This is a genomic window from Pseudoalteromonas sp. SS15 (assembly GCF_049257195.1).
Taxonomy (GTDB): Bacteria; Pseudomonadota; Gammaproteobacteria; order Enterobacterales; family Alteromonadaceae; genus Pseudoalteromonas.
On the sequence record NZ_JBMMUD010000003.1, the window covers coordinates 456,257 to 471,497 of the forward strand.

Sequence of the window (15,241 nt, forward strand, 5' to 3'; positions counted from 1 at the left end):
AACGGTGATATGTTAGTTAGAAAATCAGTTTGGGCACTGAGCTGTGCCTTTATATTCATCTCAAGTTTATCTGCATGCTCGATACTAAAAATCTCAGAAAATACAGCTCAGCAAGATATAAATACTCCGCCAAAAATTAAAAATATTATCTTGATGATTGGCGATGGTATGGGTCCGCAACAAGTGGGACTGTTAGAAGAGTATGCGACTCGTGCACCGAACTCTATTTACCAAGGTGACAATAGCGCCATTGCTAAGTTGGCAAACCTAGGCGTCACTGGGCTGTCACTGCATGGGCCAGCAGATAAGCTGGTGGTGGACTCAGCTTGCTCAGCAACCCAGTTGGCAACTGGCGTTGCTGCGGGCAGTGAAATGATAGGGCTAAACCGCGCGGGGCATAAAGTGCCGACGATTCTAGAAAAAGCCAAAGGACTGGGTAAATCGACAGGGCTAGTCTCTGATACCCGTTTAACCCATGCAACACCGGCGGCATTTGCGGCACACCTTATTCATCGTTCAATGGAAAATGAGATTGCTGAGCAGATGATCCAATCAGGGGTGGTTGATGTCATGTTATCGGGCGGTTTGCGTCATTTTGTGCCAAAAAATTATGCCTTGCCTGAACACCCCAAAGGCTTTGAAGCAAATTTAAAAGCCAGCGCACTTTCGCTGAAATCAAAACGTCGAGACGATAAAAATTTATTAGCTGAGGCCAGTAGTAACGGCTATGAACTTGCGTTTGATAAGTCGCAATTACAGCAAGTGTACAGCACAAAGCTGCTGGGACTGTTTGCCAATAGTGCGATGGCCAATGGTGTTGATACTTCTTATGGTCGCGTAAACGATCAGCCAAGTCTGCGTGATATGACACAAACCGCGATTAATACCTTGTCGAAAAACGACAAAGGGTTTTTCTTAATGGTCGAGGGAGGTCAGATTGATTGGGCTGGACATAACAATGATGCGGGCACGTTATTGCACGAAATGATTAAGTTCGATAATGCAGTCAATACGGTGCTGGAGTGGGCAAAAGATCGAGACGACACTTTAGTCATCGTCACTGCTGATCACGAAACCGGTGGCTTTGGTTTTAGCTATAGCGGTGCAGACTTACCAAAAGCCGAGAAGCTAAATAACCATAAAAACGATGTTTATAAGCCAAACTTTAATTTCGGCGAGCTGAGTATTTTAGATAAGTTATATGCACAACAAAAAAGTTACTCCGATATTTGGTATGAAGCCAAAGGCAATGCGTTTAAACCCACATCAGAAAAGCTCGTAAAAACAGTGAATAAGTATAGCGAGTTTGAAATTAACAAAGATGACGCTATGCAAATTTTAGCTGTGCAAAAGAACGCATTTTACCAACGGGGTCATAAGTCGTTGGGCTTAAAAATAGCCAGTAAAATTCATGACTTTGCGTCGTTTTATGTGTACTTAACTGAGCGCCCACTCAATTTAATCGGCAGGGCGTTGTCGAGTAAACAAAATATCGTCTGGTCCACAGGCACACACACGCATACGCCGGTAGGTGTGTTTGTTTTAGGGCCTGAAGCATTAGCAAGGCAGTTTAATGGTCTGCATACGCATGTTGAACTGGGTAAAAAAATGCAGCGCCTTTTGCTGCAGTAAAGACAAGAAAATATTCTTAAATAAGAGCTGCAAGATTCTTTCGAGCAAAGTGAGATGGTTTAACCCGTGAAGCCATCTCACTTTTTATAATTTGATCTGCTAACGAGTATGAGCGCTTTTACTGAATAAGGCGCAGTCGGTATCGGGTATCTTCTTTTTATTGTTTATTTTGATTTGGTAAAGAATAGATTATTTTTGACTAAAACAAAAAAATCACTCTATGTTACAATTTCTTGTAGTTAAAGTAGGTAAAAAGAACGTAAGCATTGTTGAGTGAATTAAAAGCAAACCTGCGCCGTAGGGCTAAATTTGATGTTGTTGTAGTACTCATAGTGGTATTGCTTGGTTTTATCATTTCCCACCAGTTTGATTTTTTGGAGTGGATTTACCAGTATTCAAGGCAATATGAGCATTATGAGTTAGATGAGATAGTGCCTTCATTACTTTTTGGGGTATTGGCCTTTGCCTATTTCAGTTATCGTCGTTGGCACGATATAAAACTTTTAAGTAAGTATCTTGAAGAGCAGTCTTTGACTGAGCCGGTTACGCACATTGCCAACCGACGAGCCTTGTTTGCAGTGCTTGAGCAGATTGCGCAAGAAGAAAAACCACAACATGGTTTTATTCTAATATCGGTATTTGGGCTTGATGAAATTCGCAATAAACTGGGTTTTATCACCGTAGAACATATCGTAATAGAACTCTTATACCTTTTAAATCAGGAGCTTGAAGACGACCAATTAATTATAGCTTGGCATACCGGGCAGTTTATTGTGCACGCACCAAATTATTACCAAGCCAAAGCCCATTTATTGGCTGAGCGTTTAGAACAAGCTAATAAGACTGCAACACAAGCGATTTTAAGAAAGCTCCATATTCAATCTGCAAGCACCATTGTGACTCGTAAAACCAGTGAAGCTGAGCTGTTAGAGCGTTTAGAAGACAACTTACTTGATTAAAAGGTAAGACGAATTTAGCGCTCGCGTAAAAGAATGTAAGAAAATAGAAAGCCCAAGCTAATTTGCTTGGGCTTTTCTTGTTTTATAACTTAACGGATTCACCTTCATTCAACACATGCAGCGGAATGTTTGAATTCATCTTGTCATACATGTGCATTAATCGAAATAGTGCTGAGTGCGATGTTTTATCACCCATTTGCCATGAAGAATTACCATAGCCCCATGGGAGCATGACTTTACAATTTAAGTCGGCTGCCGCGATAAGCGCATCTTCTGGTGTGGTGTGCACTTTTCGATACCATTTAGGGTGTTCTTCACTATGGTAAGAGGCAATAGGAATTAAGCACACGTCCATATCACCGTATTTATTGGCAATGTCTTTGAAGTGCGGTGAGTAACCAGTATCTCCGGCAAAAAATAACTTCTTACCTTGGTGCTCTAACACCCAACCGCCCCAGAGTGTGGCGTCGTGATCTTCATGAATAAAAGGCACCATAATACGGCTGCTGAAGTGATTAGCCGGAACAAAGTGAATATTCACTTCACCCACTTGTTTGCTCGAATACCAAGCCATCTCTGTGATTTTATAACCGTCATTAGGAAAGTGATCAGCGAATCCAAGCGGCGTTAAAAACTCACTGTTTTGGCCTATGTGTGAGAGGTCGTCTTTTTTAAAATGATCATAATGAATATGCGAGTACATGATGGCGTCAGTTTCAGCCAGCTGACTTTGTGTGAGTGTTGTATTGGGTGTACGACTAATATCAGAAACTAGGCTAAACGCCCAATTGACGGGCCAGTCAAAGTCATCAGAAACCGGATCGAACAAAAACTGTTGACCATTTTCGGTATTTATTTTGAAGCTAGCATGACCAAGCCACTGTACTGAGAATCCGGCGTTAATGGCTATTTTTGGGTTGCTGCCGGTGAAAGCGCAATTTTGCATCTCAGCACTACATTCAATCACTGGGCTCGGCGGGTAACAATCTTCATCACAGGTGATGGGATACTCTTTAAAGTCATCGTAAATATTTTTGAAACGGTCGGTATAACCTTCTGTGGTCTTGTTTTTGACTACCGCGTTTTCAGGAATGAGGGTTTCAACCTGATTGCTGACAGAACAGCCTGCTAATGTCGCTAAAGAGAAAAGTAATGCTAACTTCTTCATTAGATTTCCTTGTTATAATTTTCTGCATGATTTTAACAGGTTTAACGAAACACTCTATTATTTGACTGCGTTTAAATGTAAGCAAACATAACGGGTTAGGGGGGAGTCTGTGCGTTTGATATGTAAATGCAATCTGAATGCTTACTTAGGTCGTACTGAAATTTATATTCAATAATGTGCGAATTGTTATGTGTTTTAAACCTGTGTTGTTTGGGGTAATTTTAATGGCGTCGTCTTCAGTCTTGGCAGAAACTAAACTGACTCTACTTGATTGGTTTGTGGTTAATGACACCGTCATGGGTGGCCTTTCTGAAAGTCGTTTAGTTGTTGGTGCACACTCTGTAGAATTTAAAGGCGATGTGTCTTTGCGCAATAATGGCGGTTTTGCTTCTGTTCGTGCGCCATTTAATTTAGAAAATAAAAACGCTGAACAATTAAGTGTTGTTGTAAAAGGTGATGGAAAGCAGTACCAGCTCAGGCTAAGAGTCGACCAATACCTCGACGGCCCAGCCTTTGTTTATAAATTTCAAACCACAGCAAATAAAACCCAAACACTTGTTGTCACAGAGGACGACTTTACGCTCATGTACCGTGGCCGTACTTTTTACGCTGACTATCAACTCAACTTTGATGATGTCAGATCTCTTGGCTTTATGATCAGTGAAAAGCAAGCGGGTAAATTTTCCCTTGAGGTGCAGGCAATCACACCACTAGGAAAAATTTAGAGAACATTTATAGATTTTGTTTAATCGAACAGGCCTTGTTTAATCAAACAGCCCACCTAACCATGATGCAAATTTAGAGTAACGATCTGGAAGCACTTTACTTTCGATTGTGTTGACAAGTGTGCGGCTCCAAACGCCATCCAAATTACCATTGGTTAAGTAGATAACAATGATGCTGTCGGTCATGTTTTCTTTGAAGAGCAATTTTACTCTCAGAACACCTCCGCCATCATGACCAACTGCTTGCCAATTGCCAACTTCTTCATATTCCCAGCCTGAGGCGAAATAATTTTTTGAACCACTCTCTAACAGTGCAGGTTGCCAGAGACTTTTAAGCAGTGGTTTAGCAACCAGCTCGCCATTTATTAATGCAGAAAGAAAGACACTAAGGTCTTGAATATTTGAATAAGCGTCAGAATGTACATTCGCATAGGGAGGGAATGTATATGGATTTACCTGTAACGCATCACCGCTATTTGGTAAATAAGCCGTCACAGATTGAAACGTCGTATTCATTCCCTTGATAAATGTATGATGCATTTCCAGTGGCGTTAAAATTCGCGTTTGAACCAGTGTTGAATAAGACTGTTTAGTGATTTTCTCTAGCAGTAATTTAATCACTAAATAATTTGTTTGATTATAACGAATGGCGCTATTTGGCTTAAATTGCAATGGCGTATTACTCAGTGATTGAATAACAGCATCAATACTGTTTGGCGCAAAGACTTGCTTGTCATCATAGTCAAAATATTCAGGTAACCCAGTACTGTGGTTTAAAAAATGGGCTACTGGTATAGGTCGCCAAACTTTAGGTAGGTGCTCAAGATACTGGCCGATAGGTGCGTCTAAATTAACTTTGTTTTGTTCTACAAGCTGAAATAGCAAAGTGCTAGCGAACAGTTTGCTGAGCGAGAAAATCGGAAAAATGCTGCCTTTGGTCACTGGATTAGCACGAGATATATCCGTATCACCCATTGCGTGAGCAAATACCAGATTATTATTGTGCTTAACTAATACAGCTTGTGCCAATAAACCGTGTGTCTCGGCATTACTTTGCACTTGTAACGTAAGTGATTCTTGCAGATTATCGGTTTGTCTTGCACAGCCTAGCAGGAGTAACAAGAATAAAGCGCTTAAAGTGATTGTTTTCATTGAAATTCATGCTCCTTGCAAAATAGTCCTGCGATTTTACTTTGTTTGATCAGAACAAAAAAGAGCCACATTATGAGCGGCTCTCTCTGAATGTTTATGTTGTTAGCGCAAACTTAAATAGCTCAAGACTTAGAAACTAACAACGGCCTTACCTGTTTGCGTAATGGTCACATCTGAATTTTGGCTGCTACTTAGAATAAGGTTACAGCGACCATAACTTGGTTTAGCTGTAATATTTGTCGGCAGTGCTATACGAGGCTCAAGATAAGTATCACATCTAAGTTGGGCCTGACCTTTACCTTTTAATGTCACTTCACTACGAGAAACGCCAACACTCTTTGGCGTGTTTTTATCTAGCTTTACACTTTGTGTAATCGACGGGGTTTGTTGGTAAAGTCCAGCAATGTCGGCCATCGCTTTTTGTTGTGCTTGCTCTGAAATATTCACGCCTGGTACATGATTAAGTGCTAATAAAGCGCGTTTTGCATTTAAGAAATCTTGTTGATAAAGATACAGTTGCATCAGATTTTGAATACATGGTACAGCAAACTCTTTTGGTAAATGCTCTCGTAAGAAATAAGCGCGTTGTAGCTGTTCTTCATAGTTATGCCAGTCTTGTAATGCATAAAAGTATTGAGATTTCAGCCAAGCAAAAAGCGCTTGTTCATTGAGATTTTTAGTGTGACTTTGCAGTTCTTCAAAGTGTTTGTATGCTTTCTCTAGTTGCTGAGCTTTAATCAGTTTATCAATGACATCATAATCGTTAACAAACCCTTTAGAAGCACGATTATTGTTTGAGTTTTTAGTTGGCGCTGTTGAGTAAGTATAAGAGAAAAAGCGTGCCGCATCATGGGCTTTGCCTTGATAAGTAGCTGCTTTGAACTCTAGATTGGTTAAGTAGTTCTTGGCCTTTTCAGTCGTCGGCTTTACTTCAGAATCGAATAAAACGGTCACTTCACCTAATGAACCATCAGCTTTAACAATATAATTGACGAGCGTATAGCCTTCGTGGCGACTCAGCATAGAATCTGATTTAAATTGTGCGTTATTGTTTTCGATGACTTTGATTGGTGTGCTTGGTTGAGCTGAAACGCTAATTGCAGAGCATAAGAAAGCAGTAACAGCGCAAAGTTTTAGTGTTTTCACAAATTAATCCCTATGTGTTTTGAACGCGAGAAAAGCGCTATACCGAAAATAATAACAATATATTGGTAAATCTCTTAACCAAAGCTCAGGTTAAATTATAGTTTTGCCATCTCCTGTAAAACATTTTTCACAAAAGGTGATTTTGCTTTGCCGTAGTCATCTTGCACAGTTAGCCCATCAGCAATAACCCGCTGTTTTGTCGCTTCGTACTGGGCACGCGCATCTGGGTTATTGAGCATGTGTGTTTTAAAGTTAACTTGCTTTAAATGCTCTTCTCTGCCTAATTCAATGACATGCGCATGAACTTGAAAGGTTTCATTTTTAAAAATAACAGCAATATCTTTGCGAGGGCGGTTTTCTGGAAAGGGTTTATTACTGTGTTGGTCGCTAAATCCAATACTTTTTAAATGCTCGACCGCTTCAGTTAGCTGACCTGCTTTATACAATATTGAAATATCAATAATGCCTTTACCTGCCACTTTAAAAGAGCTTGACCCAAAGTGTAAAAACTCAAAATCAGGGTGCGCGAGCTCAGCAATAACCGCTTGTGCAAGGTCTAAAAAGATGTCTCGCCAAGGGTTAAAGCTGGCAGGAACTAACTGATAGGGAATAAATTTAATTTTTGACATGCTTTGCTCAGTTGCTTTTAGTTTGTGGTTTTATCAGATGCTTTGTTAAGGCTGTTTAACAGCATTGATGGACTATCTACCCCTAGATAAATCTTAGATTTTCCACCAATTGGGCTTCTTAGCTTTATTTCGATATTGGGCACGCCTGAGAAATTATACCTGTTAACTTCATTGCTTCTTGGCACAAATTCATGATGCGGCGATACGCTTTCAATATTATCCAGCGCAATATGAAGCGGATTATAAATACCGTATCTAACGATTAAGTGAGTTTGAGTGAGAGAAATAGGTCGGCGAGACATAGCACGATACTCACCAATAAATAGTACCAACCCAAAAATTGATAACAACGAGATAACATTGGCAGCCAAAGGTGACCATACAAAATGCAGAACCAGGTGTGCAATCGGGATCTCGAGTGCCATCAAAAAGATAAACCCAAGTGCATTGCCTTTCGCGTCATCTTTGTTGGCATACCAAAAGTGTTGTTCGCCAATATAGTTTTCACCTTTTATTTTATGGGCAAATAAGCAAAACACCCACATTCGCATATCAAATTGCATTAAGTTCAATACAGGAGCTGACGTTAACCAGCGTTTTAAAGGGGTTATCAGGCTCTCATCAGGATCAGCGTGAGTATTTAAATTCGTTTTAATTGCAGCTATCACAGATGCAACCACTACAAGTTCAATAAATAGTACTAGCGCTAATACTAGATATCGCGCTTGCTCTAAATAGTGCCAAATAAATTTTTGCTGAGTAGGTATGAAGTAAGCGCCAAATAGAATGATCAATGCACAATAGGTTATAGCTTTAATTGTTGCTTGTTTCTTATCTGCTAAACAAACATAGCAAATCAAAGGAAGCGTAATGAAAGTATCAAGGAGTAACGGCCATTCAGGCTTGTAGCTACCATATTCATTGAGAAAAGAGGAAGAACTATAAAACCAAGCATAAGTAGCAACTAGGCTGAGGAGAAATAACAAAGGTAAACGATTTAAAGTGATGTTACTCACTGAGAGTTCCTTTTAGGTTAAATTGATAGCCTAATATGGGAGCTATTCTTATCTCTTTCTCTAATTAGGCTCAATAAAGTTTATATAGAAAAGCGCTCTAATAATGCGATAAGATCCTCTTTTATCAGTGGCTTACTAATATATTCATCCATGCCCGCGTCAAAACACTTTTCTTTATCGCCGTTCATAGCATTAGCTGTCATGGCGATGATTGGAATATATTGATTATGCTCACCGGCTTCGCGTTTTCTAATTCTTCGCGTTGCCTCGTAGCCATCCATCACGGGCATTAAGCAGTCCATCAAGACTAACTCATAATAGTTATCTTCATGCTCTTTTAATTTAGTTAGCGCTTCTAGACCATTATTTGCAAAATCAAGTTGTTCAACGGCACCGTTTAGCATCTGTGTAACGACGATTTGGTTAATTGGCATATCTTCGACTACGAGGACATGCTTAAACAGAGTTGTTTGACCTTTAGTTTGAGCAGTCGCACTCACAGTTGCATAGCTATCTTCGGTTTGCGCTAGCCTATGCACGATATCGAGTAGAGTGCATGGGGTTTTACAGTATTTAACTTGTTGCACATCAGCTTGTTTAAAGTGCCCTTCAATCGAGGTATTAAAAGGTAATAAGGTGACTGTATTAGCGATGTATGAAGAGACAAATCTGTCTATATCGTAGTTATCTTCTGTTGACCAGTTTAGTACATAAAAGTGAGAAGATAATTGCTCTTCATTGAGCTTTTTAATGTCCTCTTCAAGCAAAGTAATGTTTTTATGTTTATGTATGGCGATATCAAACTTACTTAAAGTTCGCTCACACGCATTGAAGAAGCTTGAATTAATGTCCACAAAGTGGAAATGTTTTGCTGTGAAATCATGGAATATACAATGCTGGAATTGCTGATTTTCTGAGTGTTTACTTGAGAGTGGCAAGGTGACGGTAAAAGTACTGCCTAACCCTAGTTTACTTTTTACGACTATTTCACCGCCTAATAACTCGCAAAGCTTACTGACAATACTGAGCCCTAATCCCGTCCCCCCAAACTGTCTTGTCGTGGATGTATCTGCCTGTGAAAAATGCTCGAAAATTAAGTCACATTTATCCTCGGGTATGCCTATCCCTGTATCTGATACTTGGAGTTTTATTTCTGGTGCGTGATGGTCTTTCGAGTATACATACTGAGCTTTGACAATAATTTCACCAGACTCTGTAAATTTGACAGCATTCCCGATTAAATTAGTGAGTATTTGCTTTATTCTGACAGAATCGGAAGAGATGATCGGTAGAGTAATTTCATCAATATCTAAAATAAGAGCGATATTCTTTTCATGGGTTTGCTTGGCAAACGAAGTAGCGGTCTCTTTGATTAATTTCACGACATCAAATTCATTGATATCTATTTCCAATTTACCTGATTCAATTTTTGAAAAGTCTAAGATATCGTTAATAATGCGCATTAACGAGAGTGCACTACGACTGGCGATATCAACTTGTTCGGTTTGTTCTTTGTTTAATGGAGTGCTTTTTAAAGAGTCTAACATACCAAGTACGCCGTTCATGGGCGTTCTTATTTCATGACTCATGGTCGCTAAAAAGTCAGCTTTGGCTTTTGAGGCATTCTCGGCTTGTTCTTTGGCTTCTTCTAATGCCCAATTATTAAACTCCATATCAGAGGCGTATTTGGCCAATTGCTCTTCTGAGTTTTTGAGCTCAGTGACATCTTCAATACAGGCAAACACCCCTTCAACATCGCCATTAAGTGCAAAGTCAGGGGTGTAGGTGGTAATTAGATACTTTCTAACGCCGCCTATTGTGACATCAATCTCAAATGCAGTTTCATTGCCTTTTAAAGCATTAAAGAGGTGATCTTGAATTCTGTCATAAATATCAACGGGTAGAACCGATTTGACGGTGTTTCCTACGATTTCGTCTTCATTCAACTTAAATAACTGGCAGTAGAGTTTATTCGCAAAGCGGTATTTTTGTTCGCGATCGACATAGGTAAGGAGCACGGGAACATGCTGTGTGATCCCATCAATATAGTGCCGCGTTTTTTCTAATTGCTCAGCCCTTTCTTGCGCTTGCTTAATGGCTTTATTGTAAGATATTGCAACTCTCGCAATGACATCCCCACCTTGTTGTTTGATGATATCTTTAGGGATGGGCAGGCCTTTTCGAATGGTCGCGCCAATTTTAGTGAGGGGGTTGGTAACAAAGTAATTAAGTAGCCAAAACGACAGCCCAACCATAATAGAAATAATAATTAAAAAGTTAAACGTGAAGCTGCCTAATTGCTGGTTCAGCTTTTCTTCATGTTGAGTGGAATCTATATGTATCCAAAAATAATAAGCCCGTAATCTTCTTATTTCAGGGTCAACCAGGTACAACCAAGACAATGCATACCAATTCTCATCATGGTGATAAATCACCCTAACTTTGTCATTTAGCTGGTGCTTATGTTGTAATAATTCGTCGAGCTCTTTTTTTCCTAGTGTTTCAGAGTCAAGTAAGCTTCTCTTTTGAATATATAGTCTTTTAGATGCCACAATATCAAGAGATTCAGGGGCAATGATCATAATATCTCGAATAGCGCTATTGCTAGATAGCGCAGCAAGCACGCGCTGTAAATTCTCTCTAGAGGCGTCGACTTCTGCAGAGATACTCATGCTGGTGATCACGTTATCCACCAAAGAATCAATAAAGCGCTCGTGTTGTAATCGATATTCGTCAGCAATAAAGCGTGTGAAAAGCAAAAAGGAGCTTATACCAAGCAAAAGCAAAGGTATGGTCGATTTAAGATAAAGCGAGTTTTTTATCATTTACTTTGTTCTAGTGGCATATGAAACATACTTGGCACAAAACCACATGGCTTATCGATTGATTTAATGCGCCATAAAGTCTCGCAGACTTGCTCAGTGACACTTTTAAGAAAGCTATGAGAAATTAATTCTGCTTGTGTATCACCTGTTTGCATCTCAAGGTTGTTGAAGGCATCAGAGAAATCAGCAACCTCTAAACCTTCTAATTTAGCCATTTTTGTCATAGCTTCATCTGGATGAGTTTGGATAAACTCATAGGATAGCTGCCAAACTTGCCAGAGCTTTTCTAATGTGTCAGGGTGCTTTTTTAGATAGCTTTGAGAGATGCTGACAATATCCACCACTTCTCTTGGGATCTCACTACTGTCAAAAATGATATGGTAATTGGGATTTTTTAATAACTCTGTTGAAATGGGGGGGTAGGTAACAAACGCCGAAATTTCGCCTTTATTCATCTCTTTGATACCAGACATTTGCTCAACATTTTTAATTTTGACGTCATCTAAACTTAGGTTGTGTTTTTGTAGGCCTCTTTGGAGTATGTAGATACCCAATGAAGAGACTTCAGTACCGACTGTGTTTTCTTTTAAATCTGTCATTTCAGCAATCGATCTGTGAGCAACAATGACATCTCCTCCTAATGAGTAGTCTGCTAGCAAGGCAATGGTGAGTGGCCTCACTGCAAATGACTGAATTTGAATAGCTTCTATCAAGGTGCTGGTGAGACCATCTACCTTGTTATTCAAATAAACTCTTTGTGTATCGGCTAATGAGGCAACTCTGACAAGCTCAACATTAAGTCCAACTTTTTCAAAAAAACCTTTCTCTTGGGCTAAATGGAGTACTTCATAACCAGGCCAAGGGTTGATGGCGATACGTAACGTTTGTGGTGGGTCGCTTTTGCAAGATATGAGAAACAAAAGAGAAGCAAAGAGGATTATCTTTTTTGAGAGTAGCCACATAACTTTGGGTCGAATAGCGAAATAGTATTCCTAAGTATTGACCAATTTCTGGCTCTGGCAAGGCGAACAGATTGACTTTTAATCAAGAGCGAAGAACTTAAATGGCTCAAGCTTCTAATAATAACGACTTGTTTCGCCTGAAAATCTTCGTTCAAATTGTGAAAAGTGTTCAATTAAAAAAGATTTAATAGCCATGATTTTGGCGGCTTCTTTTAAATCATAGTGATAAAGCAGCCATAAACTCCAAATGGATGGAGGCGAGGTGATTTGGAGTCTTCTTAAATTTTTGTATTTAGATTGGTCGGCTAAGCCACAGGGTAATTTAGCAATACCTAAGCCTTGATCTGTTGCACTGATCAATGCTGCTAAGTTATCAAATCGAGCGATGATTTGGGTTTTGTCAAAGTGGCCTTGATACCAATCTTTATCAAATTCTAGCTTCCATAGTAATAGGTTATCGACTTCTTTTGACTTCTTTAAGTAGCTCTCGCTGGCATAGACGCCCCAATTAGATGCAAACAGTTTTTTGCCAATCAAGTCCGATTGGGTTGGCTCAGGTGTAAACCTGAGCGCAATGTCGGCTTCTCTGGCATTGAGGTCTTTTTGACTGGTGCCCATCATTAAATTGAGCTGAATATGTGGAAAGCACTGATAAAATTCATCAAGTAATGGGAGTAAGTAATCATGCGCCAGTTCAGGGGTTAAGGCGATGCTCACCTCTCCTTGTAAGCTTTGGTTTTGCCCTACGAGCTGTCGCTCAATATGACCTTGCAAGCTTTTCAAACTTTCAATGTCGGGCAGCACTTCTCGGCCAATTTTAGTTAATTGATAACCTTTAGGAACCCGTTCAAACAGGGTCGCATTGAAGCGCGCTTCATATGCTTGAATTCTTCTGGCAACCGTTGTGTGCGTCACATTGAGCTGTTTAGCCGCGGCCGACAAGCTGCCATGAGTAGCCAGTGCAAGAATATATTGATAATCATCATCTAAGTTCATCTGTGCATTTTTGCACAAAAGATATGCAAAAAGTAGTAATTTTTTTCCTCAAAAAAAGTCGTAAATTAATCCTAAATTAACCTAAAGCTAAGTGACTTATTAAAAGGAAGAATTATGTATACCCTTTATCATTGCCCCATTACCTGTTCTACAGCCGTGTTAATTACTTTAGAGATTATTGGTGTAGAGCATAATGTTGAGATCATCGACCTGTTTCAGAATGAACAATTTAGTGAACAGTTTTTAGCAGTAAACCCACTTGGTAAAGTGCCAGTGTTAAAAACCGATAAGCACATTTTAACCCAAGGTGAAGCGATATTAATCCATCTATCGCAAAAGCATCCTGAGGCTGCTTTGATCCCTGGCTTAGCAACGACTGAGGGCGCTGACGCGCTCAAATGGTTAAACTTTGTTGCATCAACGGTACATGGGCATTTTTCTCGTGTATTCCAACCAGAGCGTTTTGCCAATGAGCTGGAGGTGGTAAAAGCCAATGCCGAAGAGGAATTAGTAAAGTTATTCGGGTTGATTGAGCAGCAGCTTCAGAAACAACCATTTTTAGCGGGCAGCTTACCAACGCTGGCTGATTATTATCTCGCGGTGATATTAGGGTGGGATAGAATGTTGAGCTTCGACTTAGCTGAGCGTTTTCCTGAAATAAAAGATTACAAACAACGCTTACAGCAAACGCAGACCAATTCACCCACATTATTATCACTCTAGCCCTGTTATAGCCAAGCCATCTTTTAGATTTAGTGGCTTGGCGACTTATTAGTTTGACAAAACCTTTCCTTCGAAAAAAAAATTCCCATAAGCTGTAATAAATTCCATCAGATATCTACTAACTAGAAAAATACAAAATGGAACGAGGTGAATGGGAAGCGATTTTTATCAGCAATCAATACTGCCTTTTGCGGGGATCATCATCAAAATTTGTCGGGCATATACCCATAGCCAAGAAGATTTTGAAGATTACTACCAAGAGGTGTGCCTGCAAATTTGGCGTAGCAGAGACAATTTTAATGCTGAGTCTAAATGGTCAACATGGATTTATAAGGTGGCTCTAAATGTTTGTTTGACCCATTTAAAACAGCGCAAAAAAGGTCAGCAGCAGTTTGTGTCTGATGCTTTACCAGATGAAGTCCATGACGATGCCAAGGCATTTGGCTCTGATGACATTAACCTGCTTTATAACGCAATTAAGCATTTGTCAGAGATAGATAGAGCAGTGATTTTGCTTTATTTAGAAGAGAAATCTTACGTTGAGATTGGCGAAATTATTGGTGCTAACACAAACAGTATTGGCGTACGCATTACGCGTATTAAAGAAAGATTAAACAAGTTTATACAAGCGCAGGAGTGAACGCATGAGTAAGTCTATTGAAGCAATGTGGAAACAAGGTTTTGTGAGTGAAGGTGAGCTATCAGCGCCAAAAGTGAACGACTTATACAATAGAAAGTCGCAAAATACTGTAGATAAACTGCAAAAGATGTTTGCAGTGAATATTAAAGCCATTGTGATTGGTGCTTTAGTCATGCTGGTGGTAATGAGCTTAATTGGTGCACCGTGGCTAGGCGTGTATATCTGCGCATTGTTAACGCCGCTTGTACTGATAGCAAAAAAAGAGCTCATCAAGTCACATAACTTATCGAAAGGGCAGAGCAGTCTAGAGTATTTAGAAAGCTTTGATACTTGGCTTAAAGACTCAATAAATGCTTACTCGAAATACTACCGGTTTTTTTATCCGTTATTTTACATCGGTATGGTGACACAAGGGCTAGCGAGTAATGCAGGTGGTAAAGTGATGGCTTTGCTTTTGAAGCATTATCCGACAGAGTATGTATTTTTAGATATTCCAGGTTATGTTTGGGCGGTTATCACAGTGATGTTTTTGTTGGTCGTGCGATACTCAGAAGCTTTGTATCGTTTAGACTTAGATATCATTTACGGCAGACAATTTAAAAAGCTCGATGAATTGATCGCAGATATGCGTGCTTTAAAAGCACAGCAGTAATTTGCTTAGGAACAAG

General features: G+C 39.7%; 14 protein-coding genes. 6 read left to right on the plus strand and 8 right to left on the minus strand.

Annotation, left to right across the window (positions count from 1 at the left end; all coding sequences use genetic code 11):
- Window positions 1–9 precede the first annotated feature (9 nt).
- Both AAEU28_RS09020 and AAEU28_RS09025 read left to right on the plus strand, forming a co-directional pair.
- On the plus strand, window positions 10–1,632 hold the full coding sequence (locus AAEU28_RS09020; RefSeq protein ID WP_421963807.1) for an alkaline phosphatase: 1,623 nt from the start codon (window positions 10–12) through the stop codon (window positions 1,630–1,632).
- A 266-nt stretch (window positions 1,633–1,898) separates the two neighbouring features.
- Window positions 1,899–2,591, plus strand: coding sequence for a diguanylate cyclase domain-containing protein (locus AAEU28_RS09025; RefSeq protein ID WP_421963808.1), 693 nt, complete (start codon window positions 1,899–1,901; stop codon window positions 2,589–2,591).
- 82 nt (window positions 2,592–2,673) lie between these two features.
- On the opposite strand, the gene AAEU28_RS09030 is transcribed toward AAEU28_RS09025, so the two are convergent.
- Window positions 2,674–3,759, minus strand: coding sequence for an MBL fold metallo-hydrolase (locus tag AAEU28_RS09030; RefSeq protein ID WP_421963809.1), 1,086 nt, complete (start codon window positions 3,757–3,759; stop codon window positions 2,674–2,676).
- 224 nt (window positions 3,760–3,983) lie between these two features.
- On the opposite strand from AAEU28_RS09030, the gene AAEU28_RS09035 reads away from it, so the two are divergent.
- Window positions 3,984–4,484, plus strand: a complete 501-nt coding sequence (locus tag AAEU28_RS09035; RefSeq protein ID WP_421963810.1) for a CIA30 family protein — start codon at window positions 3,984–3,986, stop codon at window positions 4,482–4,484.
- A gap of 39 nt (window positions 4,485–4,523) precedes the next feature.
- Here AAEU28_RS09035 and AAEU28_RS09040 read toward each other — a convergent pair whose 3' ends face one another.
- The 7 genes from AAEU28_RS09040 to AAEU28_RS09070 form a co-directional block, all read right to left on the minus strand.
- Window positions 4,524–5,636, minus strand: a complete 1,113-nt coding sequence (locus AAEU28_RS09040; protein WP_421963811.1) for a serine hydrolase domain-containing protein — start codon at window positions 5,634–5,636, stop codon at window positions 4,524–4,526.
- Between the two features lie 129 nt (window positions 5,637–5,765).
- Window positions 5,766–6,782 carry a hypothetical protein gene (locus AAEU28_RS09045; RefSeq protein WP_421963812.1) on the minus strand — a complete coding sequence of 339 codons (1,017 nt, stop codon included), beginning with the start codon at window positions 6,780–6,782 and terminating at the stop codon, window positions 5,766–5,768.
- A 95-nt stretch (window positions 6,783–6,877) separates the two neighbouring features.
- Window positions 6,878–7,411, minus strand: a complete 534-nt coding sequence (locus AAEU28_RS09050) for a GrpB family protein (RefSeq protein ID WP_421963813.1) — start codon at window positions 7,409–7,411, stop codon at window positions 6,878–6,880.
- Between the two features lie 17 nt (window positions 7,412–7,428).
- A complete protein-coding gene (locus AAEU28_RS09055) occupies window positions 7,429–8,427 on the minus strand; it encodes a hypothetical protein (protein ID WP_421963814.1) in 999 nt (332 codons plus the stop codon).
- Between the two features lie 80 nt (window positions 8,428–8,507).
- Complete coding sequence (locus AAEU28_RS09060; RefSeq protein WP_421963815.1) at window positions 8,508–11,186, minus strand: ATP-binding protein; 2,679 nt, start codon at window positions 11,184–11,186, stop codon at window positions 8,508–8,510.
- A 62-nt stretch (window positions 11,187–11,248) separates the two neighbouring features.
- A complete protein-coding gene (locus AAEU28_RS09065) occupies window positions 11,249–12,214 on the minus strand; it encodes an ABC transporter substrate-binding protein (protein ID WP_421963816.1) in 966 nt (321 codons plus the stop codon).
- A gap of 114 nt (window positions 12,215–12,328) precedes the next feature.
- Complete coding sequence (locus AAEU28_RS09070) at window positions 12,329–13,210, minus strand: LysR family transcriptional regulator (RefSeq protein ID WP_421963817.1); 882 nt, start codon at window positions 13,208–13,210, stop codon at window positions 12,329–12,331.
- Window positions 13,211–13,324: 114 nt separating this feature from the next.
- Between AAEU28_RS09070 and AAEU28_RS09075 the strand changes: the two genes are divergently transcribed.
- The 3 genes from AAEU28_RS09075 (at window position 13,325) to AAEU28_RS09085 (ending at window position 15,225) form a co-directional block, all read left to right on the plus strand.
- Window positions 13,325–13,933, plus strand: coding sequence for a glutathione S-transferase family protein (locus AAEU28_RS09075; protein WP_421963818.1), 609 nt, complete (start codon window positions 13,325–13,327; stop codon window positions 13,931–13,933).
- 151 nt (window positions 13,934–14,084) lie between these two features.
- Window positions 14,085–14,573 (plus strand): RNA polymerase sigma factor, encoded by a 489-nt coding sequence (locus tag AAEU28_RS09080; protein WP_421963819.1) that lies wholly within the window; start codon window positions 14,085–14,087, stop codon window positions 14,571–14,573.
- 4 nt (window positions 14,574–14,577) lie between these two features.
- Window positions 14,578–15,225, plus strand: coding sequence for a hypothetical protein (locus tag AAEU28_RS09085; protein WP_421963820.1), 648 nt, complete (start codon window positions 14,578–14,580; stop codon window positions 15,223–15,225).
- Window positions 15,226–15,241: the final 16 nt, after the last annotated feature.